This is a genomic window from Kluyvera ascorbata (assembly GCF_023195735.1).
Taxonomy (GTDB): Bacteria; Pseudomonadota; Gammaproteobacteria; order Enterobacterales; family Enterobacteriaceae; genus Kluyvera; species Kluyvera ascorbata.
Genome location: NZ_CP096201.1, coordinates 3,277,803 through 3,302,861, shown reverse-complemented (window position 1 = coordinate 3,302,861; position 25,059 = coordinate 3,277,803). Strand labels below are relative to the sequence as shown.

Genomic DNA, 25,059 nt, shown 5'->3' with positions numbered 1-25,059 from the left:
AAGATTAAACATGACTGAATCTTTTGCTCAACTGTTTGAAGAATCCTTAAAAGAAATCGAAACCCGTCCGGGTTCCATCGTTCGTGGCGTTGTTGTCTCTATCGACAAAGACGTAGTCCTGGTTGATGCGGGTCTGAAATCTGAGTCTGCAATCCCTGCAGAGCAGTTCAAAAACGCAGCCGGCGAGCTGGAAATTCAGGTCGGTGACGAAGTTGACGTTGCGCTGGACGCAGTAGAAGACGGCTTCGGCGAAACCCTGCTGTCCCGTGAGAAAGCTAAGCGTCACGAAGCTTGGATCACGCTGGAAAAAGCTTACGAAGAAGCTGAAACTGTAGTTGGTGTTATCAACGGCAAAGTTAAAGGTGGCTTCACTGTTGAGCTGAACGGTATTCGTGCGTTCCTGCCAGGTTCCCTGGTAGACGTTCGTCCAGTGCGTGATACTCTGCACCTGGAAGGCAAAGAGCTTGAGTTCAAAGTAATCAAGCTGGACCAGAAGCGTAACAACGTTGTTGTTTCTCGTCGTGCCGTTATCGAATCCGAAAACAGCGCAGAGCGCGATCAGCTGCTGGAAAACCTGCAGGAAGGCATGGAAGTTAAAGGTATCGTTAAGAACCTCACTGACTACGGTGCATTCGTTGATCTGGGCGGCGTTGACGGCCTGCTGCACATCACCGATATGGCTTGGAAACGCGTTAAGCACCCAAGCGAAATCGTAAACGTTGGCGACGAAATCACTGTTAAAGTGCTGAAGTTCGACCGCGAGCGTACTCGTGTATCCCTCGGCCTGAAACAGCTGGGCGAAGATCCATGGGTAGCTATCGCTAAGCGTTATCCAGAAGGTACCAAACTGACTGGTCGCGTGACCAACCTGACCGACTACGGCTGCTTCGTTGAAATCGAAGAAGGCGTTGAAGGCCTGGTTCACGTTTCCGAAATGGATTGGACCAACAAAAACATCCACCCATCCAAAGTTGTTAACGTTGGTGATGTAGTGGAAGTTATGGTTCTGGATATCGACGAAGAACGTCGTCGTATCTCCCTGGGTCTGAAGCAGTGCAAAAACAACCCATGGCAGCAGTTCGCAGAAACCCACAACAAGGGCGACCGTGTTGAAGGTAAAATCAAGTCTATCACTGACTTCGGTATCTTCATCGGCCTGGACGGCGGCATCGACGGCCTGGTTCACCTGTCTGACATCTCCTGGAACGTTGCAGGCGAAGAAGCAGTACGTGAATACAAAAAAGGCGACGAAATCGCTGCAGTTGTTCTGCAGGTTGACGCAGAACGTGAACGTATCTCCCTGGGCGTTAAACAGCTCGCAGAAGATCCGTTCAACAACTGGGTTGCTCTGAACAAGAAAGGCGCTATCGTTAACGGTAAAGTAACTGCAGTTGACGCTAAAGGTGCAACCGTAGAACTGGCCGACGGCGTTGAAGGTTACCTGCGTGCTTCTGAAGCATCCCGTGACCGCGTTGAAGATGCAACTCTGGTACTGAGCGTTGGCGACGACGTTGAAGCTAAATTCACCGGTGTTGATCGTAAAAACCGCGCAATTAGCCTGTCCGTACGTGCTAAAGACGAAGCTGACGAGAAAGATGCAATCGCTACTGTTAACAACAAACAGGAAGAAGGCAATTTCTCCAACGCAATGGCTGAAGCATTCAAAGCAGCTAAAGGCGAGTAATCTTACGCATTTGGGTTTAACAACCTGAATTGTGATGAGTTTACTTGACAGATTGCAGGTTTAGGCCTGTAATCTAGCACAAAGGGCGGCTACGGCCGCCCTTGTTTAATAAGCTGTTAGCTAATTTTCCGTTAAAGGAAACCGGAGGAATCATGACCAAGTCAGAATTGATTGAAAGACTTGCCAGCCAGCAATCCCATATCCCTGCTAAAGCAGTGGAAGATGCGGTGAAAGAGATGCTGGAGCATATGGCTTCAACCCTGGCACAGGGCGAGCGCATTGAAATCCGCGGTTTCGGCAGCTTCTCTCTGCACTACAGAGCACCACGTACCGGGCGTAACCCGAAGACTGGCGACAAAGTGGAACTGGAAGGCAAGTACGTGCCGCACTTTAAGCCGGGTAAAGAACTGCGCGATCGCGCCAATATTTATGATTGAGTTTCACCTGCGATCTGACGGTAAACTTGATTGAGAAAAAAGCATCTACGGGTGCTTTTTTCATTTCTGTCGTCCAGCTTTTTTTCTGTCATCTGGAATCAGCCTCCACACTTTTACTGCAACGCTTGCATGCAGCGAATGTTCTTCTGAATCCTTCTCGTAACCGCGACGGGTGATGCGCGACAACGCAAACGGTGTGCGCAACACTTCGGCCAACAAGGAGGTGTTGATGCGTCTACCCGAGCTTGCATGCTGCATACTGGCAGGTATTTTACCGCTTACTGTGCTACCGGCCTTACCGCCGCTTAATGCCATCTATATTGCCATTCCAATTCTGACTGTGTTGGGCACGTGCAGCAGGATGGGGCGGAGAGTAGGCATTACTGGTTTGGTCTTCTGCTGGGGTGTCCTGGCGGCGTGGCAGGTTCAATGGCCTGCTGAAGCCATTCCAGGGAAAAATCGGCAGATCGAGATACTGCTCACGCAGACCGATGGGCAAACGACACATCAGGGAAAGATTACGACGCTGGAAGGGCATCGGTTGTTTGTCAGCCCGGCAATTGCATTGTACGGCAGCTATCTGCCGCAACCGTCCTGTGCTGGCCAGCGCTGGCGTATGACGATTCGCGCCAGGGCGCTGCACGGTCAGCTCAATGATGGTGGGTTCGATTCTCAACGCTATGCGCTGTCTCAGCATCGATCGCTGACCGGGCGGATTATTGACGCGCAGGTGCTGGATAGTACCTGTAGCCTGCGGGCTCGTTATCTTAACTCGCTAAAAACTACGCTTGCTGATTTCTACTGGCGCGATGTGATGCTCGCACTAGGCATGGGCGAAAGGCTTTCCGTTTCTCCAGAGATTAAAGCGCTGATGCAGGAGACCGGGACATCACACCTGATGGCGATATCCGGCCTGCATATTACGCTAGGCGCATCCATTGGCTGGCTGCTTATTCGCGCGATTCAGTTTTTCCTGCCGGGCTGGCTGATTAACTGGCGCTTACCGCTGCTGGTCTCACTGTCAGGGGGATTTGCCTACGCCATGCTGACAGGCATGCAGCCACCCGCGCTGCGAACCGTTATCGCCGCGCTTGTATGGTGCCTGTTGCGGCTTAGCGGGCTGCGCTGGACGGGGTGGGAGGTATGGCTATGCTGTCTGGCGACTATCGTATTCATTGATCCGCTGGCGATACTCTCCGATAGTCTGTGGTTATCAGCATTTGCGGTTGCGACCTTAATATTCTGGTATCAGTGGTTTCCGCTGCGCACGGAGGGGTATCCGCGCCTGGTGCGGCCTTTGATAAGCCTTGTCCACCTACAGTTGGGGCTGATGCTACTACTGGCGCCGTTGCAGATTCTGCTTTTTCACGGCGTTAGCACGACATCACTCTTTGCCAACCTGATTGCAGTACCGGTCGTCACGTTTATTGCCGTGCCGCTGATTTTATGCGCAATGTTAATGCACTTATGCGGGCTTACTGTTATCGAGATGGCGGCCTGGCATAGTGGCGATTGGGTGATGTCGGTAGTCTTTGGCTATCTTAGGCTCCTGCCTACGGGATGGTGGAGGATTGGAAGCGCCTGGCTAGGTATGTCATTGGTGCCGTGGCTGGTGCTACTGATGTGGAAACTGAATGGCTGGCTTCGCTTTCCGGCGGTTGCTGCGTCGTTGTGCACGCTACTTTCATTCCCCGTCTGGCGACAAACGCCACCGGACCGCTGGCAGGTCACTATGCTTGATGTCGGCCAGGGTTTGGCCATGGTTATTTCCCGGGGAGATAACGCGCTTCTCTATGATACGGGACTGGCATGGCCCGATGGCGACAGCGGCGAACAGCTTATTATTCCCTGGCTGCGCTGGCACCAGCTTACGCCACAGGGGATTATTCTCAGCCACGATCATCTGGATCACCGTGGTGGGCTGCATTCGTTGCAAAAAGCCTGGCCTGGAATGTGGGTGAGAAGCCCACTGGGATGGCAGGGGCATCAACCCTGTGCCCGGGGCGAGCGCTGGCAATGGCAGGGGCTTACGTTTCAGGCGCTCTGGCCGTTACCCGGGCCACCAGCAAAAGGCAATAACGGCTCATGCGTGGTCAGGGTTGATGATGGCAAGAACAGTATCCTGCTGACCGGAGATATTGAATTACCGGCGGAAATGGCCATGATACGCCATTATTGGCAGTCGTTTGCGTCTACAATTATTCAGGTTCCACATCACGGCAGCTCGACATCATCGGGAATGGCACTGCTACAACGGGTGGGCGGCGTTGCCGCTCTGGCTTCCGCATCCCGCTATAACGCGTGGCGACTGCCTTCCACTAAGGTGAAGACGCGCTATCTACAGCAGCGATATGCCTGGTTTGATACCCCACATCAGGGGCAGATAACGGTGACATTTAGCGCAAATAGCTGGCGGATTGAAGGCTTACGAGATCAACTTTTACCACGTTGGTATCATCAGTGGTTTGGCGAGACTCGCGATAACGGGTAGAATATGCGGCTATTTCAACACAAGCTGGTTTTTTGAATGCAGAACGACAAAGATCTCTCCACGTGGCAGACCTTCCGCCGACTCTGGCCGACTATTGCACCGTACAAAGCAGGGCTGCTCGTGGCGGGCGTTGCGTTAATCCTTAACGCAGCCAGCGATACCTTCATGCTATCGCTTCTTAAACCGTTACTGGATGATGGTTTTGGTAAAACGGATCGCTCAGTGCTGCTGTGGATGCCGCTGGTCGTTGTTGGCTTGATGATCCTGCGTGGTATCACAAGCTATATCTCAAGCTACTGTATATCCTGGGTTTCCGGCAAGGTTGTCATGACCATGCGTCGCCGGTTGTTCGGTCATATGATGGGGATGCCGGTCTCTTTCTTCGATAAACAGTCGACTGGTACGCTGCTGTCGCGCATTACCTACGACTCTGAACAGGTTGCTTCTTCGTCATCAAACGCGCTGATTACCGTGGTGCGTGAAGGGGCGTCTATCATTGGCCTGTTCATCATGATGTTCTATTACAGCTGGCAATTGTCGATTATTCTGATTGTCCTGGCGCCTATCGTTTCGATGGCTATCCGCATCGTCTCTAAGCGCTTCCGTAACATCAGTAAAAACATGCAGAACACCATGGGGCAGGTGACCACCAGCGCTGAGCAGATGCTGAAAGGGCATAAAGAAGTGCTGATGTTTGGTGGCCAGGAAGTGGAAACCAACCGCTTTGATAAGGTCAGCAACAAAATGCGTTTACAGGGCATGAAGCTGGTTTCTGCGTCTTCTATCTCTGACCCGATCATTCAGCTGATTGCGTCGCTGGCGTTAGCATTCGTGCTGTATGCTGCAAGCTTCCCGAGCGTAATGGAAACCCTGACCGCAGGTACCATCACCGTGGTCTTCTCGTCCATGATTGCGCTGATGCGTCCGCTGAAGTCACTGACTAACGTTAACGCCCAGTTCCAGCGCGGTATGGCTGCATGTCAGACGCTGTTCTCTATCCTGGATAGCGAACAAGAAAAAGACGAAGGCAAACTGGATATTGACCGAGCAAAAGGCAACGTCGAATTCCGCAACGTAACCTTCACCTATCCTGGCCGCGATACACCAGCATTGAAAAAGATAAGCCTGGCCATTCCTGAGGGTAAAACCGTTGCGCTTGTGGGTCGTTCTGGCTCAGGTAAATCCACCATTGCGAGCCTGTTGACCCGTTTTTACGATATCGATGAAGGAGAAATTCTGCTCGATGGTCACGACCTGCGCGAGTACAAGCTTTCCTCTCTACGTAACCAGGTCGCGTTGGTATCGCAAAATGTACATCTGTTCAACGACACGGTGGCTAACAACATTGCCTATGCGCGTACGGATGAATTCAGCCGTGAGCAGATTGAAGAAGCAGCCCGCATGGCCTATGCGATGGACTTTATCAATAAGATGGATAACGGCCTCGATACCGTGATCGGCGAAAACGGCGTGCTGCTTTCCGGTGGCCAACGTCAGCGTATCGCTATTGCACGTGCGCTGTTGCGCAACAGCCCAATCCTGATCCTTGATGAAGCCACCTCGGCGCTGGATACGGAGTCCGAACGTGCGATTCAGGCCGCGCTTGATGAGCTCCAGAAGAACCGCACTTCGCTGGTGATTGCCCACCGCCTGTCGACCATTGAACAAGCTGACGAAATTATCGTTGTTGAAGATGGCCAGATCGTTGAACGTGGTAACCATAACGACCTGCTTGCCCATCGCGGCGTCTACGCGCAGCTGCACAAAATGCAGTTTGGCGAATGATAGCGAAAATCTGGTCAGGCGAATCGCCGCTTTGGCTACTGCTGCTACCGCTCTCCTGGCTGTATGGCCTGGTGAGCGGCATCATCCGCCTGTGCTATCAGCTTGGTATTAAGAAATCCTGGCGGGCGCCTTGTCCCGTTGTGGTGGTGGGAAACCTCACGGCGGGCGGCAATGGTAAAACGCCGGTTGTCATCTGGCTGGTGGAGCAGCTACAGCGTCAGGGCATTCGCGTTGGTGTAGTGTCGCGCGGCTACGGCGGTAAAGCCGAACGTTATCCGCTGTTGTTAACGGCGCAAACAACGACGGCTCAGGCCGGCGATGAACCTGTCCTTATTTTCCAGCGCACGGGGGCTCCCGTCGCTGTATCTCCGATCCGCGTCGATGCCGTGAAAGCTCTGCTGGCAGCGCACGATCTCCAGCTTATCGTCACCGACGATGGCCTGCAGCACTACCGCCTGGCACGTGATAAAGAGATTGTGGTTATCGACGGCGTACGCCGCTTTGGTAACGGCTGGTGGCTTCCCGCAGGGCCAATGCGTGAGCGAGCGTCAAGGCTGGATTCAGTCGATGCGCGTATTGTGAACGGCGGTGAAGCGCTATCGGGCGAAATTCCGATGCACCTTCAGCCTGGCGATGCCATTAACCTGTTAACCGGCGAGCGCCGGCCGGTATCAACTCTGCCGAATGTGGTCGCAATGGCCGGTATCGGCCACCCTCCACGCTTTTTCGCCACGCTTAACGCCTGCGGCGCGCATCCCGTGCGTACGGTGGCGTTAGCGGATCATCAAGCACTGGTCGAAGCCGACGTGCTGGCATTGGTTAACCCCGACCAGACGCTGATAATGACGGAAAAAGATGCGGTGAAATGCCGCCGCTTTGCGCATGAAAACTGGTGGTATCTGCCGGTGGACGCCGTACTGTCCGGTGACCGCGCACAGACGCTGCTTCAGGAACTGATTACCCTCGCACGACGCTATACGGCCTCGGCGACAATTAGGGGAGTCCGCATGTCTAAGTTGCATCTTACCCTTCGTGCCGCACGCCATCTTCATCTCGCGGCACAGGGGTTGCTTAACCGCCCGCGCCGCTTGGCTAGGGCGGCCGATATTCTTCCTGCTATTCAGCAAATGTCCCTGTTGCAAATTGACACCATCAACGTGGTCGCGCGTAGCCCCTATCTGGTGCTCTTCAGCCGTCTTGGTGCTTATTCGCCATCGTGGCTGGATGAGGCGCTTTCTCGCGGTGAATTAATGGAATACTGGGCACATGAAGCCTGCTTCCTTCCGCGAAGTGACTTCTCTCTGGTCAGGCATCGTATGCTTGCCCCACACAATATGGGCTGGAAGTATCACCAGAGCTGGATGGACGAACACGCCGATGACATCGCCGCGTTGAAATCCCATATTGCACAGAATGGCCCGGTGCGCTCGGCTGATTTTGTTCACCCACGTAAGGGGGAGAGCGGTTGGTGGGAATGGAAACCGCATAAACGTCATCTCGAAGGCCTCTTTACCGCCGGGGAAGTGATGGTTATCGAACGTCGCAACTTCCAACGGGTCTACGATCTAACTGAACGCGTTATGCCTTGCTGGAACGATGAAACCGATGCGCTGGCCCAACCACAGGCCGAGGCCGTTATGCTGGAAAACAGTGCTCGCAGCCTGGGCATTTTCCGCCCAGAGTGGCTGGCGGATTATTACCGTCTGCGCCGCCCCGCTCTCGCTTTACTGCTGGCTGAGTGGCAGGAGCGCCAGTTGGTGGTGCCGGTTGACGTCGAACAGCTTGGTGAAATGTGGGTACACCAGAGCCTGCTGCCGGAATTGAAGCGTGCGGCGGAGGGGAAGCTGAACGCGACGCATAGCGCCGTGCTTTCACCGTTTGATCCCGTGGTGTGGGATCGCAAACGTGCAGAGCAATTTTTCAACTTTACCTACCGCCTGGAGTGCTACACGCCAGCGCCGAAACGCCAGTACGGCTACTTTGTGCTGCCATTGCTGCATCGTGGGGAAATCGTTGGGCGTATGGACAGCAAGATGCATCGTACAGATGGGGTGCTGGAAATTTTTGCACTGTACCTGGAAACGGGCGTGCGGGTCAGCCAGCATCTGGAAAAGGGGCTCATTCAGGCCATTAACGATTTTGCCCGCTGGCAGGGTGCGACGCGGGTGAAACTCGGTGCGGTGGCTGAAAAACTCTTTAGTGAACAACGACACGGTTGGGAGATTGACGTAGACCGGTAGCGCTCTATGATATGCTGCACTGGTTTTCGATACGGCCCATCAGGAGGAACCATGGATCACCGTCTACTTGAAATTATTGCCTGCCCGGTTTGCAACGGCAAACTCTACTACAGCCAGGACAAGCAAGAACTGATTTGCAAACTTGATAATCTGGCGTTTCCCCTGCGTGACGGAATCCCCGTATTGCTGGAAAACGAAGCCCGCGTTTTAGCTGCTGAAGAGAATCGACCATGAGTTTTGTCGTGATTATTCCCGCTCGTTTTGCGTCCACGCGTCTGCCGGGAAAGCCGTTACAGGATATCAACGGCAAACCGATGATTGTGCACGTACTGGAACGCGCGCGTGAGTCTGGAGCCGATCGCATCATTGTGGCAACTGACCATGCTGACGTAGCGAAAGCCGTTGAAGCGGCTGGTGGCGAAGTGTGCATGACCCGTGCCGATCATCAGTCCGGAACCGAGCGTCTGGCGGAAGTGGTCGAGAAATGCGGTTTTAGCGATGATACTGTTATCGTTAACGTGCAGGGCGACGAGCCGATGATCCCGGCGGTAATTATCCGTCAGGTAGCGGAAAACCTGGCGGCCAGCCATTCCGGTATGGCAACGCTGGCGGTGCCGATCCATGATGCAGAAGAAGCCTTTAACCCGAACGCGGTAAAAGTGGTCATGGATAAAGACGGCTACGCGCTGTACTTCTCCCGAGCCACGATCCCATGGGATCGCGATCGTTTTGCCAACAGCCGTGAAGCGATTGGCGATACGCTGCTGCGCCATATTGGCATCTACGGCTACCGCGCTGGATTTATCCGCCGCTACGTCAACTGGGCGCCAAGCCCGCTGGAGCACATAGAGATGCTCGAACAGCTGCGCGTGCTGTGGTACGGAGAAAAAATTCACGTTGCGGTGGCAAAAGAAGTGCCGGGCACAGGGGTGGATACACCGGAAGATCTGGCCCGCGTTCGCGCTGAGCTGAAGTAATCCCGTCGCCCCCTCAATCTGAGGGGGCAACTTTATTGAGTGCCTCCCGGGTATTTCCTGACTTTCTGTTTCAATTTTGATCTTGTCTGGTGAAATTCATATTTCATATGCTCATTATGAAAGCAATGGCTTTCATAGGGGTAATCTGACATGGAACAGCTACGTGCAGAACTCAGCCACCTGCTGGGAGAATCGCTCAGCCGTGTGGAATGTATTAACGAGCAGACGGATACCGCGCTGTGGTCGCTGTATGATGCCGAAGGAAATCCCATGCCGCTGTTGGCGAGGAGCTTTTCATCGCCAGGCGTAGCGCGCCAGCTGGCATGGAAAATCTCCACGCTGGCTCGTCACGGCACCGTGCGGATGCCGGTGGTATATGGGGTGATGACGCATGAAGAACACCCAGGGCCAGACGTACTGTTGCTTGAGCGCCTGCGCGGCGTACCCGTTGAAGCACCCACCCGTAACCCTCAGCGGTGGGACGCGCTAAAAGATCAAATCGTGGAAGCGCTGCTGGCATGGCATCGGGTAGACAGCTCAGGCTGCGTCGGCTTTGTTGACGGTACGCAGGAAAATAGCTGGCCGCACTGGTATCGCCAGCGTATTGAAGTGCTGTGGGGAACGCTCAATCTTTACCAGAATACCGGGCTGACCATGCAGGATAAGCGGCTGCTGTTTCGCACCCGTGAGTGTCTCGATGCGCTGTTTGAAGGTTTTAGCGATAACTGCGTTCTGGTGCACGGGCATCTGACTTTGCGCAGCATGCTGAAAGATTCCCGCAGCGATCAGCTGCTGGCGATGGTAGGACCGGGGGCGATTCTCTGGGCACCGCGTGAATATGAGTTGTTCCGGCTGCATGAGAGCGGGCAAGCGGAACAGCTGCTCTGGCACTATCTCCAGCGCGCGCCGGTCTCAGAGGCGTTTCTCTGGCGGCGCTGGCTATATCTGCTGTGGGATGAGGTTGAGCAGTTGGTTAATACCGGCAAATTCAGCCGGGCCAACTTCGATCTGGCCTCAAAATCACTGCTCCCCTGGCTCTCCTGAGCCCCCTTTCAACCACTGCCAGATTCGTCCCAGCGTCTCATATCCGACCCGGTCGCTGTGCATCAGCCAAACCGGGGAAGGGATGATACGCTCCCACGGGTTAAGCGGAGAGGTGATGGCCAACTGGTTGGCTGGCGCAGGCAGCGGGTGCAGCCCGGCGTGTTGAAAGAAGATCATCGCACGAGGCAAATGAGACGCTGATGTCACCAGTAGGAAAGGGGCGTCGCCGATGTCAGCCTTCACGGCGCTGGCCTCTTCTTCGGTATCTTTCGGGGTATCGAGCACGATGATTTCGCTGCGCGGTACGCCAAGGCTCTCAGCAACTCTGGCCCCCGCTTCTGCGGTGCTTACCGTATTCGTGGTTGCCCGCGCACCGGTGAAGATAATCTTCGCGTCCGGATTGGCCTGCCACAGACGAATACCTTCAGTAAGCCTTGGCAAACTGTTGTTGATAAGGTTTGAACTGGGCGCCCACTCCGGGTTCCAGGTATACCCGCCACCGAGTACAACAACGTACTTCACGGGTTCTTCACCGCGCCATGTCGGGTATTTATCTTCAATCGGTTTGAGTAACCCATCAGCGACCGGCTGAAGACTGAGCAGCAGCAGCGCCAGCCATCCTACGGTAATGGCCCCTTTGCCCAGTTTTTGAAAGCGGGTGAACCAGACCAGGAATATTCCCAAACCTATCAGCAACAGAAGCAGGGGCAGCGGCAGCATCATGCCGCCAATATACTTTTTCAGCGTAAAAAGCATTCGGCACCGTTCCTTTTTTAACCATCCGACCGTATGAATGCAGCGATATTACACCAGATAGCTTCATTATCGCCGTGGGTGTGACAAAATAGCCCCTTTGTCACTGGCGATGTGAGGATGTCCTGTGAAGGATCGCAATTTCGATGACATTGCGGATAAATTTTCCCGCAATATATACGGCACCACGAAGGGACAGCTGCGCCAGGCTATTCTGTGGCAAGATCTTGACGCGCTGCTGGCTAAAATGGGGCCGCAGCCGCTGCGTATCCTGGATGCCGGTGGTGGTGAAGGCCAGACGGCCATCAAAATGGCGGAGCGTGGTCATCACGTAACGCTATGCGATCTTTCCGAAGAGATGATCGCCCGGGCAACGCAGGCCGCCTGCGAGAAAGGTGTGAGCCACAACATGCATTTCGTACAATGCGCGGTCCAGGATGTGGCTGAGCATTTGGAAAGCCCGGTTGATCTGATATTGTTCCATGCTGTGCTGGAGTGGGTGGCCGAACCGCAGGACGTGCTTAACACGCTGTGGTCGGTGCTGCGTCCGGGCGGCGCATTATCATTAATGTTCTACAATGCAAACGGCTTGTTGATGCGTAACATGGTGGTCGGCAACTTCGATTACGTAGCGCTAGGCATGCCTAAAAAGAAAAGACGTACGCTGTCGCCGAACTACCCGCGCGATCCGCAACAGGTCTATCGCTGGCTGGAAGAGAGCGGCTGGCAAATTGACGGGAAAACCGGCGTGCGGGTGTTTCATGACTATTTGCGCGATAAACAGATGCAAAAAAACAGTTTTGATATTTTGCTGGAGCTTGAAACGCGCTATTGCCGCCAGGAACCCTATATTAGCCTGGGGCGTTATATTCATGTCACCGCGCTGAAGCCGCAGACAGAAACAAGGATAAACGATGAGTGAATTTTCCCAGACAGTCCCCGAACTGGTTGCCTGGGCCAGGAAAAATGATTTCGCCATTTCGCTACCCGTCGATAGGCTCTCGTTTTTGCTGGCTATTGCAACGCTGAACGGTGAACGACTGGAAGGTGAAATGACGGAAGGCGAGCTGGTGGACGCGTTTCGTCACGTCAGTGATGCGTTTGAGCAAACCAGTGAAACCATCGGGACTCGTGCCAATAACGCGATTAACGACCTGGTTCGCCAACGTCTGCTGAACCGCTTTACCAGCGAAATCACGGAAGGCAACGCCATTTATCGTCTGACTCCGCTGGGGATTGGCATCACCGACTATTATATTCGTCAGCGTGAATTCTCCACTCTGCGCCTCTCTATGCAGCTATCGATTGTTGCCAGCGAGCTCAAGCGCGCGGCGGATTCCGCCGACGAGGGTGGCGATGAATTTCACTGGCATCGCAACGTTTACGCACCGCTGAAATACTCAGTGGCCGAGATATTTGACAGTATCGATCTGACGCAGCGCATTATGGACGAGCAGCAGCAATCGGTGAAAGACGATATTGCCCAGTTGCTGAACAAAGACTGGCGCGCGGCTATCTCCAGCTGTGAGCTGCTGCTTTCTGAAACCTCCGGCACCCTGCGTGAACTGCAGGATACGTTAGATGCCGCGGGCGACAAGCTACAGGCCAACCTGCTGCGTATTCAGGATGCCACGTTGAGCCATAACGATCTGCACTTTGTCGACAGGCTGGTATTCGATCTGCAAAGCAAGCTTGACCGCATCGTGAGCTGGGGCCAGCAGGCGATTGACCTGTGGATTGGCTACGACCGCCACGTGCATAAATTTATCCGTACCGCTATCGATATGGATAAAAACCGCGTGTTTGCTCAGCGTTTGCGCCAGTCGGTACAGTCTTACTTCGACGCGCCGTGGGCGCTCACCTACGCCAGCGCCGACCGTCTGCTGGACATGCGTGATGAAGAGATGACGCTGCGCGACGAAGAGGTCACCGGGGAACTTCCGCCGGATTTAGAGTACGAAGAATTTAACGAAATTCGCGAACAGCTCGCCGCGCTAATTGAAGAACAGTTGGCTATCTATCGAACCAAACAGCTGCCGCTGGACCTCGGTCTGGTGGTGAAAGAATACCTGGTGCAGTATCCGCGCGCGCGTCACTTCGACGTCGCGAGAATCGTGGTAGACCAGGCGGTACGTTTGGGCGTGGCGCAAGCAGATTTCACCGGACTGCCGGCTAAATGGCAGTCGATTAATGATTACGGAGCCAAGGTACAGGCGCATGTCATCGATAAATATTGAACAAGTGATGCCGGTTAAACTGGCACAGGCCCTGGCCAACCCCCTTTTCCCGGCGCTGGATAGCGCGTTGCGCGGTGGTCGCCACATCGGTCTGGATGAACTGGACAACCACGCCTTTTTAATGGATTTCCAGGAATATCTGGAAGAGTTTTACGCCCGCTATAACGTAGAGCTGATTCGCGCGCCGGAAGGGTTCTTCTATCTGCGCCCGCGCTCTACTACGCTGATTCCTCGCTCGGTCTTATCCGAACTGGACATGATGGTCGGCAAAATTCTTTGCTACCTGTACCTGAGCCCGGAACGTCTGGCGAATGAAGGCATCTTCACCCAACAGGAGCTCTACGATGAGCTACTGTCGCTGGCCGACGAAGCCAAACTGCTGAAGCTGGTGAATAACCGCTCAACCGGTTCTGATCTTGATCGTCAGAAGCTGCAAGAGAAAGTCCGCTCCTCGCTGAACCGCCTGCGCCGTCTTGGGATGGTGTGGTTTATGGGGCATGACAGCAGCAAATTCCGCATTACCGAATCGGTGTTCCGCTTTGGCGCCGACGTTCGCTCCGGCGATGACGCGCGTGAAGCGCAACTGCGCATGATTCGCGATGGCGAAGCGATGGCGATTGAAAACCATCTGCAGCTCAATGACGAGAACGACGACAATCAGCAGGATAGCGGGGAGGAAGAGTAATGATCGATCGCGGTAAATTTCGTTCGCTAACGCTGATTAACTGGAACGGGTTCTTCGCCCGTACCTTCGATTTAGATGAACTGGTGACCACGCTTTCGGGCGGTAACGGTGCCGGTAAATCCACCACCATGGCGGCTTTCGTCACGGCGCTGATTCCTGACTTAACCCTGCTGCACTTTCGTAACACCACGGAAGCCGGGGCCACCAGCGGTTCTCGCGATAAAGGCCTGCACGGTAAGCTAAAAGCCGGCGTCTGTTATTCTGTGCTGGACGTGATGAACTCACGCCATCAGCGCGTGGTGGTGGGCGTGCGTCTACAGCAGGTTGCCGGGCGCGACCGTAAAGTTGACATCAAGCCATTTGCGATTCAGGGCCTGCCAACCTCCATTCAGCCAACGCAGCTGCTGACTGAAACGTTGAATGAACGCCAGGCGCGCGTACTGAGCCTGCAAGAGCTGAAGGACAAGCTTGATACCATCGAAGGCGTGCAGTTCAAGCAGTTCAACTCGATTACGGATTACCATGCGCTGATGTTCGATTTGGGCATCGTGGCCCGTCGCCTGCGCTCCGCGGCGGATCGTAGCAAGTTCTACCGTCTGATTGAAGCCTCGCTGTACGGCGGTATTTCCAGCGCAATTACCCGCTCGCTGCGTGACTATCTGTTGCCGGAAAACAGCGGTGTGCGTAAAGCCTTCCAGGATATGGAAGCGGCGCTGCGTGAAAACCGCATGACGCTGGAAGCGATTCGCGTCACTCAGTCTGACCGTGACCTGTTTAAACATCTGATTTCTGAAGCCACCGACTACGTGGCCGCCGACTACATGCGCCACGCTAACGAGCGTCGTGTGCATCTTGATAAAGCGCTGGAATACCGTCGCGAACTGTACACCTCTCGCTCTCAGCTGGCGGCAGAGCAGTACAAACACGTCGACATGGCCCGTGAGCTCCAGGAACACAACGGTGCCGAAGGGGATCTGGAGGCTGACCACCAGGCCGCTAGCGATCATCTGAACCTGGTGCAGACGGCGCTGCGTCAGCAAGAAAAAATTGAACGCTATGAAGCGGACTTAGATGAGCTGCAAATTCGTCTGGAAGAGCAGAACGAAGTGGTGGCCGAAGCCGCCGAGCAGCAAGAAGAGAACGAAGCGCGCGCGGAAGCCGCCGAACTGGAAGTGGATGAGCTGAAAAGCCAGCTCGCTGACTACCAGCAGGCGCTGGACGTCCAGCAAACCCGCGCCATTCAGTACACACAGGCGCTACAAGCGCTGGAGCGTGCGAAAGCGCTGTGTCATTTGCCGGACTTAACGCCGGAAAGCGCGGGCGAATGGCTGGAAACCTTCCAGGCCAAAGAGCAGGAAGCAACGGAAAAACTGCTGACCCTCGAACAAAAAATGAGTGTGTCGCAGACCGCGCACAGCCAGTTTGAACAGGCGTTCCAGATTGTTGAGGCCATTAACGGCCCGCTGGCGCGTAACGAAGCCTGGGAAGTGGCGCGTGAACTGCTGCGCGACGGCGTCAACCAGCGTCATCTGGCGGAGCAAGCGCAGCCGCTGCGCAGCCGTCTGACAGAACTGGAACAGCGTCTGCGTGAGCAGCAGGAAGCCGAGCGTCTGCTGGCTGATTTCTGCAAGCGTCAGGGCAAACAGTACGGTATCGACGAACTCGAAAAGCTGCATCACGAGCTGGAAGCGCGTATCGCTGCGCTGAGCGACTGCGTGACCGATGCCCGCGAACAGCGTATGGCGCTGCGTCAGGAGCAGGAACAGCTGCAATCGCGCATCTCCGCGCTGATGCATCGTGCGCCGGTATGGCTGGCGGCACAAAACAGCTTAAGTCAGCTGTGTGAGCAGAGCGGCGAGCAGTTTGAGTCCAGCCAGGATGTAACCGAATACCTGCAACAGCTGCTGGAACGTGAACGTGAAGCCATCGTTGAACGCGACGAAGTTGGTGCGCGTAAACGTGCCGTCGATGATGAAATTGAGCGTCTTAGCCAGCCAGGCGGTTCTGAAGACCAACGCCTTAATACGCTGGCAGAACGTTTTGGCGGCGTGTTGCTGTCCGAAATTTATGATGACGTTAGCCTCGACGATGCGCCGTATTTCTCCGCGTTATACGGGCCGTCTCGCCACGCTATCGTGGTACCGGACCTGTCGCAGATCGCCGAGTATCTGGAAGGGCTGGAAGATTGCCCGGAAGATCTCTATTTGATTGAAGGGGATCCGCAGTCCTTTGATGACAGCGTATTCAACGTCGATGAACTGGAAAAAGCGGTGGTGGTGAAAACCTCCGACCGCCAGTGGCGTTATTCCCGCTTCCCATCGGTACCGCTGTTTGGTCGTGCTGCGCGCGAAAGCCGAATTGAGAGCCTGCACGCCGAGCGAGAAGGGCTGTCCGAACGTTTTGCGACCCTGTCGTTCGACGTACAGAAAACCCAGCGTCTACACCAGGCGTTCAGCCGTTTTATCGGCAGCCATCTGTCGGTAGCGTTTGAGGACGATCCGGAAGCGGAAATCCGCAAACTGAACGCCCGTCGCAACGAACTGGAACGTACGCTCAGCAGCCACGAAAGCGATAACCAGCAGCAGCAGGCACAGTACGAGCAGGCGAAAGAGGGCGTGGCCCTGCTTAACCGTCTGCTTCCGCGCCTGAGCCTGCTGGCAGACGAAACGCTGGCTGACCGCGTTGAAGAAATTCAGGAACGCCTGGACGAAGCTCAGGAAGCCGCGCGCTTCATTCAGCAGCACGGCAATCAGCTGGCGAAACTGGAGCCGATCGCTTCTGTTCTGCAGAACGACCCGGAGCAGTTTGAACAGCTGAAAGAAGATTATGCCTGGTCACAGCAGGTGCAGCGTGAAGCGCGTCAGCAGGCGTTTGCCCTCACGGAAGTGGTACAGCGTCGCGCGCACTTTGGTTATTCCGATTCGGCTGAGATGCTCTCCGGCAACAGCGATCTCAACGAAAAACTGCGTGAACGTCTGGCGCAGGCGGAAAGTGAACGTAGCCGCGCTCGTGAAGCAATGCGTACTCACGCAGCGCAGGTTAGCCAGTACAGCCAAGTGCTGGCATCGTTGAAAAGCTCTTATGACACCAAAAAAGAGCTGCTTAACGATCTCTATAAAGAGTTGAAAGATATTGGCGTTCGCGCCGATGCCGGTGCAGAAGAGCGCGCGCGTATCCGCCGCGACGAGCTGCATGCCCAGTTAAGTAACAACCGTACGCGCCGTAATCAGCTGGAAAAAGCGCTGACCTTCTGCGAAGCGGAGATGGATAACCTGACCCGTAAGCTGCGTAAACTGGAACGTGATTATCTCGAAATGCGCGAGCAGGTGGTGAGCGCGAAAGCGGGCTGGTGCGCAGTGATGCGTCTGGTGAAAGACAACAACGTTGAACGTCGTCTGCACCGTCGCGAGCTGGCTTATCTCTCCGCTGACGATCTGCGCTCGATGTCGGATAAGGCGCTGGGTGCGCTGCGTCTGGCCGTGGCGGATAACGAACACCTGCGCGATGTGCTGCGCATGTCGGAAGATCCAAAACGTCCGGAACGTAAGATCCAGTTCTTTGTCGCCGTTTACCAGCACCTGCGCGAACGTATTCGTCAGGATATCATCCGCACCGACGACCCGGTTGAAGCCATCGAACAGATGGAAATCGAGCTGAGCCGCCTGACGGAAGAGCTGACCAACCGCGAACAGAAGCTGGCGATAAGCTCCCGAAGCGTGGCGAACATTATCCGCAAAACCATTCAGCGCGAGCAGAACCGTATCCGCCAGCTGAACCAGGGTCTGCAGAGCGTGTCGTTTGGTCAGGTGAACAGCGTGCGTCTGAACGTGAACGTCCGTGAAACCCACTCGACGCTGTTGGACGTGCTGTCTGAGCAACACGAGCAGCATCAGGATCTGTTCAACAGCAATCGCCTGACTTTCTCAGAAGCGCTGGCGAAGCTGTATCAACGCCTGAATCCGCAAATCGATATGGGCCAGCGCACGCCGCAAACCATTGGTGAGGAGCTGCTCGACTACCGTAGCTATCTGGAGATGGAAGTTGAGGTTAACCGTGGTTCCGACGGCTGGCTGCGTGCGGAGTCCGGCGCGCTGTCTACCGGGGAAGCTATCGGTACCGGGATGTCAATTCTGGTGATGGTGGTGCAGAGCTGGGAGGATGAAGCGCGTCGTCTGCGTGGTAAAGACCTGTCTCCGTGCCGTCTGCTGTTCCTTGATGAAGCCGCACGTCTGGATGCCCGCTCCATCGCGACGCTGTTCGAACTGTGCGAGCGTCTGGAAATGCAGCTGATTATCGCGGCACCGGAAAACATCAGTCCGGAGAAAGGTACGACCTACAAACTGGTGCGTAAAGTGGTACAAAACCATGAACACGTTCACGTTGTCGGTCTGCGAGGCTTCGCCGCTCAGCTGCCGGAAACCTTGCCCGGGACCGCCGACGCATCGTAGGTGTAGCATGTCGCCCGGACGAGCATAGCGAACCCGGGAAATGACACTTAATCCGAAAACAGAACCTAAGGCGACATTTATGTCGCCTTTTTTGTTATCCGTATTTAGCCTATAGCGCGTTATTATCTTTAGACTTCTTTACATTTGAACGGGCAAAAAAGTTTTTGTCTTTATATACTGAAGGTGAGCCCACGTTACGGGTCTTCGTATATTTAACAGGGGGCAAGGGATGTTGCTGAAAAAAGAAAATGGTCGTCGGTTGTCAGCGGTAAGTTTGTGTCTGGCAATGGCGTTTGCTCCACTGTTTACGGCTGTTGCAGGCGAGCCAGAACTGGTGCCGTCTGACAGTAGCGCACTGCCTGCAGAACCTTCTCCGGTACTGCTCCAGCCGGGCGCGCAATCGCCTGTGATGGCAAACCTTGTCGGTACTAAGCCACTGGCGGACGGCGCAGCGGCAAAAAGCCGTGCTGAGATCCAGTCGATACTGCCCGCTGGCTACCAACCCGTCTACATGAACCCGCTGGTAACGCTCTACGCTGCCCGCGAGATGAAACCGATGTGGGAGAACCGCGAGGCGGTTCGCGCTTTCCAGCAGCAGCTTGCGGAAGTGGCCATCGCCGGTTTCCAGCCACAGTTTACCCAATGGGTTGAACTGCTCACTAATCCTAACGTCAGCGGCATGGCGCGCGATGTCGTGCTCTCTGATGCGCTGATGGGCTATCTGCATTTTATCAGCGGTATCCCGGTTCAGGGTAATCGCTGGCTGTACAGCGATAAACCTTACACGCTGGCGACACCGCCGCTGTCGGTGATGAACAAGTGGCAGACGGCGCTGGATAATGGTTCGCTGGTGCCGTTTATTGCCTCACTTGCACCGAAGCATCCGCAGTATGCGGCGATGCATCAGGCGCTGTTAGCGCTGGTGGGGGATACCCGCCCTTGGCCTAAGCTGACGTCGACGGCGTCATTACGACCAGGTCAATGGAGCAGTGATGTTCCGGCACTGCGTGAAATCCTCCAGCGTAATGGCATGCTGGATACCAGTCCGGCGATCCCGTTGCCGGGTGATAACGTCGGCAAAACAAAAAAAGTGGCGAAAAGCGGGCCTGCGGCCTATGACCGTCAACTGGTTGATGCGGTTAAGCGGTTCCAGGCGGCGCAAGGTCTCGGCGCTGACGGGGTTATTGGTACCTCAACTCGCGACTGGCTGAACGTCTCTTCTGCCGAGCGTGCTGGCGTACTGGCGCTGAATATTCAGCGTCTGCGTCTGCTTCCTGGGAAAGTCTCTACCGGGATTATGGTGAATATTCCGGCATATTCGTTGGTCTATTACCTGAACGGTAATGAAGCGCTGGCCTCGCGCGTGATTGTCGGTCGTCCCGATCGCAAAACACCGATGATGAGCAGCGCGCTGAACAATGTGGTCGTCAACCCGCCGTGGAACGTACCGCCGACGCTGGCACGCAATGACATTCTGCCAAAGCTGCGCAATGACCCAGGTTATCTGGAACGCCATAACTATACCGTGCTGCGCGGCTGGAACAGTAAAGAAGCCATCGACCCGTGGCGCGTGGACTGGTCAACGATCACGCCGTCGAATTTGCCGTTCCGTTTCCAGCAGGCGCCGGGAGATCATAACTCATTGGGCCGCTATAAGTTTAATATGCCAAGCTCAGACGCTATTTATCTGCATGATACGCCTAACCATAATCTGTTCCAGAAAGATGCTCGGGCATTAAGTTCCGGATGCGTGCGGGTTAATAAAGCATCTGATTTAGCAAATATGCTGTTACAGGATGCCGGCTGGAATGACACGCGTATATCTGATGCGTTGAAGGAAGGTAATACCCGTTACGTTAATATCCGGCAGAATATTCCGGTTAATCTCTATTATCTGACCGCCTTTGTTGGCGCTGATGGTCAGACACAATATCGAACAGATATTTACAATTACGACGTTACGGCGCGATCCGGCGCACAAATTTTGCCAAAAGCGGAACAATTAATCAGATAAATGAAGTAGTTCAGGTAATGTAGTTGTCGAATAAAAAGCGTAGGGACCAGCCCCGAATGTCTGGGGTTGGCCTTTCTGCGCTACAGGCCGCCTTGACGCTGGCTTTGATGCCCGGTAAGGTGCAAGACGTGCGCCAGAAGTGCATATATTTCGATCACATTTACTGACTGTAGACCTGATTATCATGGACAAATTTGACGCTAATCGCCGCAAACTGCTGGCGTTAGGTGGGGTTGCGCTGGGCGCTGCCGCCATCTTACCCACGCCCGCGTTTGCGACCCTCTCGACCCCTCGTCCGCGTATTTTAACGTTGAGTAATCTACATACGGGTGAGTTGCTAAAAGCCGAATTTTTTGACGGCCGAGGCTATATTCAGGATGAATTAGCAAAACTAAACCATTTTTTCCGTGACTATCGCGCGAATAAAATAAAGAGCATCGATCCTTCTTTGTTTGATCAGCTCTATCGCCTTCAGGGATTATTAGGAACAAATAAGCCTGTGCAATTAATCTCCGGATATCGTTCCATCGATACCAATAATGAGTTGCGAGCGCACAGCAGTGGGGTAGCGAAAAAGAGCTACCACACGAAAGGTCAGGCAATGGATTTCCATATTGAAGGGATTTCGTTAAGTAATATACGCAAAGCAGCGTTATCTATGCGCGCAGGTGGTGTAGGATATTACCCTCGTAGCAACTTTGTGCATATTGATACCGGTCCGGTTCGGCACTGGTAACTCTACGCCCGACAGTTCAGGTTCACTGATGTATCTGAGCGGTGATGAGTATAAACAGGAGCAGCATGAATTATCGTATTATTCCGGTCACGGCGTTCGCGCAAAACTGTTCATTGATTTGGTGTGAGCAAACCAAACTGGCGGCCCTGGTCGATCCCGGCGGTGATGCTGAAACCATCAAACAGAAGGTCGCCGAAGCTGGCGTGACGTTGCAGCAAATTTTGCTGACCCATGGTCATCTCGATCATGTGGGTGCGGCGGCTGAACTGGCTCAGCATTATGGTGTGCCGGTTATCGGGCCGGAAAAAGAAGATGAATTCTGGTTGCAGGGTTTGCCGGCGCAAAGCCGGATGTTTGGCCTTGACGATTGTCAGCCGCTGACGCCAGATCGCTGGCTTAACGAGGGCGACACCGTCAGCGTAGGCAACGTGAAGTTACAGGTGCTGCACTGCCCTGGCCATACGCCGGGACACGTCGTGTTTTTTGATAACGAGGCACGACTGCTCATTTCCGGCGACGTGCTGTTTAAAGGCGGCGTAGGGCGCAGCGACTTCCCGCGTGGTGACCACGCGCAGCTGATTGATGCGATTAAGCGTAAACTGCTGCCGCTTGGCGATGACGTGAAGTTTATTGCCGGGCATGGGCCGATGTCGACGATTGGATACGAACGTCAACATAACCCGTTCCTGCAGGATGAACTTCCTGTCTGGTAAATAATAAAAAAGGCCGCTGATGCGGCCTTTTTTATGTCTATCCGGTAGCCCTGCGTCACTTCGTTCGGCCGGGCTACTCGAATTTTACAGCACGGCGACGATAGCTTCGCACAGCGGTGCCATGTTGTCTGGGGTCATCCCGGCAACGTTAATGCGGCCAGAGGCCACGGCGTAAACGCCAAATTCTTCACGCAGACGCAGAACCTGTTCTTTGGTCAGGCCGCTGAAGGAGAACATACCGTTCTGTTTGGTGATAAAGCTGAAGTCGCGGTTGGCACCTTTTTCTTGCAGCGTATTCACAAACAGCAGACGCATGCGCTGAATGCGTTGACGCATATCGGTCAGCTCTTGTTCCCAGATGGCGCGCAGGGCATCGTTGCTGAGGATGGTTGCGACAACGGATGCACCGTGAGCCGGTGGGTTGGAGTAGTTGGCGCGAATAACGGCTTTCATCTGGCTGAATGCGCGATCGGCAGTTTCCGCATCCGCGGTCACCAGCGTACAGGCACCCACGCGTTCGTTATAGAGACCAAAGTTTTTGGAATAGGAGCTCGCCACAATCAGCTCTTTGTGCAGTGCTGCAAACGCGCGCAGGCCTTCTGCATCTTCTTCCAGACCGCGGGCAAAGCCCTGGTAAGCGAAGTCAAACAGCGGCAGCCAGCCTTTTTCAATAGAAAGCTGAGCCAGCTGTTGCCATTGCTCAAGCGTTGGATCAATGCCGGTCGGGTTATGGCAGCAGCCGTGGAACAGCACAACGTCGCCCGCCTGGGCTTCGTTCAGGCTTGCCAGCAGCGCGTCGAAATCTAACGCATGTTTTTCTGCGCTGTAATAGTTGTATTCACGTACTTCGAGGCCCGCAGCACCAAAGACGCTTTTGTGGTTCGGCCAGCTAGGGTTGCTGACCCAAACGCGCTTCACGTCGGTGTTTTTAGCAAGGAAATCCGCCGCGACGCGCAGTGCGCCGGTACCGCCTGGGGTTTGCGCGGTACGAGCACGCTTATCGCTAACGATAGGGCTACCTTTGCCAAACAGCAGTTCCTGCGTGCAGCGGCCAAACTCAGGAATACCATCAATGCCGAGATAGTTCTTGGTGGTTTCATTTTCCAGCAGATACTGTTCAGCTTTTTTTACGCTGGTCAGAACCGGCGTCTTCCCGGTTTCATCTTTATATACACCAATCCCGAGATTGATTTTGCTCGGGCGGTCATCGGCACGAAACAGATCGGCCAGGCCCAGAATCGGGTCGGCAGGGGCGGCTGTAATGTTCTCAAACATGACGAGGTTCCATTTATAAGTTCGGGGGAAATCCGCTATCAGGTTAACGGTAGATTTACAAAATGCCAACCGTTAGAGACTAAAAGCGCGAAGGTTTTCAAAAGATACGATCTTCATCTTAGGAACGTAAAAAAGCAGGACCGAAGTCCTGCTTTCTAGGCATATACAAAGAGGGTGTGCTGATTAGAACTGGTAAACGATACCAACCGCAGCCTGATCGTCGGTCGCCAGACCGGATTCAGCTGAGTAAGTGTTGTCGTCCAGCAGGTTGAACTTGTACGCCGCGTAGACGTTCATGTTCTTGTTGAAGTAGTACCAGGTACCCACTTCGATGTATTTAACCAGGTCAGCATCGCCGCCTTTGAAATCGCCACGAGCGATCAGGTCTTTACCTTTAGACTGTACGTAGCCGATGGATGGACGCAGGCCGAAATCGAACTGGTATTGAACCACAGCTTCAAAGTTCTGAGTTTTGTTCGCGAAGTTGTTGTCTGGCTCGCGAGTCATGTTCAGGGTTTCAGCGTACATTACTGCAGCGTAGACGTTGTTCGCGTCGTATTTAGCAGCAGTAGACCATGCTTCTGCTTTGCTACCGCCAGCGCTTGCCCAAGTGTGTGTTACGCCAGCAACAGTGGTGCTGCCTGGGTTAACCTGGTCGTTGGTACGGTCTGCAACTTCATAACCTGCGGCCAGCGCGATGCCGTTGCCGAAGTCATATTGTGCAGAGGTGCTGAAACCGTCGCCATTCGCTTTTGCGCCGTTACCGCCGTAACCAACATCTTTAACGGTACCGTCAGAGTTGAAGGTGGTAACTACTGGGTTGCTGCGCTCGTTTTTACCCTGGTACTGCAGCGCGAAGCTCAGACCATCAACCAGACCGAAGAAGTTGTTGTTACGGTAGGTCAGCAGGCCGGAAGAACGACCGTTCATGAAGTTGTCGGTAGCAGCCCAGGAGTCGCCGCCCCACTCAACCAACATATCGGTGTAAGCTGCGACGTCGTAGATAGCGCCGTAGTTACGACCGTAGTCCAGAGAACCCGCATCGCCAAATTTCAGACCAGCGAACGCCAGACGAGTTTTGGTGCCCTGGGAGCCTTCCGCGTTGGAGGCGTCCATGTTGTATTCCCACTGACCGTAACCCACCAGCTGATCGTTGATCTGAGTTTCGCCTTTGAAACCGATACGTGCATAGGTGGTGTCGTCGCTGGCGGTGTCACCGTTGGTGGTCCAAATGTGCTCACCAACTGCTTTACCGTAGAAGTCCAGTTTGTTGGCATTCTTGTTATAGATTTCAGCAGCATTAGCTGCGCCAGCTACCAGCAGGGCAGGGATTACCACTGCCAGGATATTACGCTTCATCATTATTTATTACCCTCATTAGGTTTTTTTTTATAGACACTCGCCACTGCCGCCAATTACTTCCGTAAATAAAAATTTACGGAACTATTGATGATAGTTTGGTGTCTTTATGTGTCTGAGAGGCATCTTTCCATCCAAAACGTTCTTCCGCCAGCCTGAAAATGCTACAAACATCGAGAAT

Annotated in this window: 19 protein-coding genes and 1 pseudogene; 16 read left to right on the top strand and 4 right to left on the bottom strand. The window is 54.4% G+C overall.

The window, feature by feature from the left end:
• The first annotated feature begins 10 nt into the window (after window positions 1-10).
• Together rpsA and ihfB are read left to right on the top strand one after the other, a co-directional pair.
• Entirely contained in the window at window positions 11-1,684 is a 1,674-nt protein-coding gene (rpsA, locus tag MY052_RS15810; protein ID WP_035892436.1) for a 30S ribosomal protein S1, read from the top strand.
• Between the two features lie 152 nt (window positions 1,685-1,836).
• Entirely contained in the window at window positions 1,837-2,121 is a 285-nt protein-coding gene (gene ihfB, locus MY052_RS15805; protein ID WP_015965094.1) for an integration host factor subunit beta, read from the top strand.
• A 60-nt stretch (window positions 2,122-2,181) separates the two neighbouring features.
• Here the strand turns inward: ihfB and MY052_RS15800 are convergent, their stop codons facing one another.
• Window positions 2,182-2,436: a hypothetical protein gene (locus MY052_RS15800; RefSeq protein ID WP_248538988.1), complete on the bottom strand. Its 255-nt coding sequence runs from the start codon at window positions 2,434-2,436 to the stop codon at window positions 2,182-2,184.
• On the opposite strand from MY052_RS15800, the gene MY052_RS15795 reads away from it, so the two are divergent.
• The 7 genes and pseudogenes from MY052_RS15795 (at window position 2,351) to MY052_RS15765 (ending at window position 10,658) form a co-directional block, all read left to right on the top strand.
• On the top strand, window positions 2,351-4,612 hold the full coding sequence (locus tag MY052_RS15795) for a ComEC family protein (protein ID WP_248537386.1): 2,262 nt from the start codon (window positions 2,351-2,353) through the stop codon (window positions 4,610-4,612). The genes MY052_RS15800 and MY052_RS15795 overlap by 86 nt on opposite strands.
• Window positions 4,613-4,648: 36 nt before the next feature.
• Entirely contained in the window at window positions 4,649-6,397 is a 1,749-nt protein-coding gene (gene msbA / locus MY052_RS15790; RefSeq protein ID WP_035892433.1) for a lipid A ABC transporter ATP-binding protein/permease MsbA, read from the top strand.
• Window positions 6,394-7,302 (top strand): annotated as a pseudogene (gene lpxK, locus MY052_RS15785) (tetraacyldisaccharide 4'-kinase); the annotation flags it as partial. The gene msbA and the pseudogene lpxK, both read left to right, overlap by 4 nt.
• Before the next feature lie 102 nt (window positions 7,303-7,404).
• Window positions 7,405-8,637 carry a winged helix-turn-helix domain-containing protein gene (locus MY052_RS15780; protein WP_202216133.1) on the top strand — a complete coding sequence of 411 codons (1,233 nt, stop codon included), beginning with the start codon at window positions 7,405-7,407 and terminating at the stop codon, window positions 8,635-8,637.
• A gap of 51 nt (window positions 8,638-8,688) precedes the next feature.
• Window positions 8,689-8,871, top strand: coding sequence for a protein YcaR (ycaR, locus tag MY052_RS15775; protein WP_035892430.1), 183 nt, complete (start codon window positions 8,689-8,691; stop codon window positions 8,869-8,871).
• Window positions 8,868-9,614, top strand: coding sequence for a 3-deoxy-manno-octulosonate cytidylyltransferase (kdsB, locus tag MY052_RS15770; protein ID WP_035892428.1), 747 nt, complete (start codon window positions 8,868-8,870; stop codon window positions 9,612-9,614). The genes ycaR and kdsB overlap by 4 nt, the downstream gene beginning before the upstream one ends.
• Before the next feature lie 150 nt (window positions 9,615-9,764).
• Window positions 9,765-10,658, top strand: coding sequence for a YcbJ family phosphotransferase (locus tag MY052_RS15765; RefSeq protein ID WP_035892427.1), 894 nt, complete (start codon window positions 9,765-9,767; stop codon window positions 10,656-10,658).
• Here the strand turns inward: MY052_RS15765 and elyC are convergent.
• The gene (gene elyC / locus MY052_RS15760) at window positions 10,635-11,414 is read right to left on the bottom strand and encodes an envelope biogenesis factor ElyC (RefSeq protein WP_248537385.1); all 780 of its coding nucleotides are present in this window, start codon (window positions 11,412-11,414) and stop codon (window positions 10,635-10,637) included. The genes MY052_RS15765 and elyC overlap by 24 nt on opposite strands.
• A gap of 124 nt (window positions 11,415-11,538) precedes the next feature.
• Here elyC and cmoM point away from each other — a divergent pair, with 124 nt between their 5' ends.
• The 7 genes from cmoM to MY052_RS15725 all read left to right on the top strand — a co-directional run bounded on the left by cmoM (window position 11,539) and on the right by MY052_RS15725 (window position 22,244).
• Window positions 11,539-12,333 (top strand): tRNA uridine 5-oxyacetic acid(34) methyltransferase CmoM, encoded by a 795-nt coding sequence (gene cmoM / locus MY052_RS15755; RefSeq protein WP_123651311.1) that lies wholly within the window; start codon window positions 11,539-11,541, stop codon window positions 12,331-12,333.
• Window positions 12,326-13,648: a chromosome partition protein MukF gene (mukF, locus tag MY052_RS15750; protein ID WP_035892424.1), complete on the top strand. Its 1,323-nt coding sequence runs from the start codon at window positions 12,326-12,328 to the stop codon at window positions 13,646-13,648. Before cmoM ends, mukF begins: the two co-directional genes overlap by 8 nt.
• The gene (gene mukE / locus MY052_RS15745; RefSeq protein ID WP_035892423.1) at window positions 13,629-14,333 is read left to right on the top strand and encodes a chromosome partition protein MukE; all 705 of its coding nucleotides are present in this window, start codon (window positions 13,629-13,631) and stop codon (window positions 14,331-14,333) included. Before mukF ends, mukE begins: the two co-directional genes overlap by 20 nt.
• On the top strand, window positions 14,333-18,781 hold the full coding sequence (gene mukB, locus MY052_RS15740) for a chromosome partition protein MukB (protein ID WP_202216131.1): 4,449 nt from the start codon (window positions 14,333-14,335) through the stop codon (window positions 18,779-18,781). Before mukE ends, mukB begins: the two co-directional genes overlap by 1 nt.
• Before the next feature lie 229 nt (window positions 18,782-19,010).
• Window positions 19,011-20,795 (top strand): L,D-transpeptidase, encoded by a 1,785-nt coding sequence (gene ldtD / locus MY052_RS15735; RefSeq protein WP_202216130.1) that lies wholly within the window; start codon window positions 19,011-19,013, stop codon window positions 20,793-20,795.
• Between the two features lie 184 nt (window positions 20,796-20,979).
• Window positions 20,980-21,531: a peptidoglycan L,D-endopeptidase MepK gene (gene mepK, locus MY052_RS15730; RefSeq protein ID WP_123651308.1), complete on the top strand. Its 552-nt coding sequence runs from the start codon at window positions 20,980-20,982 to the stop codon at window positions 21,529-21,531.
• 65 nt (window positions 21,532-21,596) lie between these two features.
• Window positions 21,597-22,244, top strand: coding sequence for an MBL fold metallo-hydrolase (locus MY052_RS15725; protein ID WP_035892418.1), 648 nt, complete (start codon window positions 21,597-21,599; stop codon window positions 22,242-22,244).
• An 84-nt stretch (window positions 22,245-22,328) separates the two neighbouring features.
• On the opposite strand, the gene MY052_RS15720 is transcribed toward MY052_RS15725, so the two are convergent.
• Both MY052_RS15720 and MY052_RS15715 read right to left on the bottom strand, forming a co-directional pair.
• Window positions 22,329-23,519, bottom strand: coding sequence for an amino acid aminotransferase (locus MY052_RS15720; RefSeq protein WP_035892417.1), 1,191 nt, complete (start codon window positions 23,517-23,519; stop codon window positions 22,329-22,331).
• Between the two features lie 183 nt (window positions 23,520-23,702).
• Window positions 23,703-24,881, bottom strand: coding sequence for a porin (locus MY052_RS15715; protein WP_115074628.1), 1,179 nt, complete (start codon window positions 24,879-24,881; stop codon window positions 23,703-23,705).
• Between the last annotated feature and the right edge of the window lie 178 nt (window positions 24,882-25,059).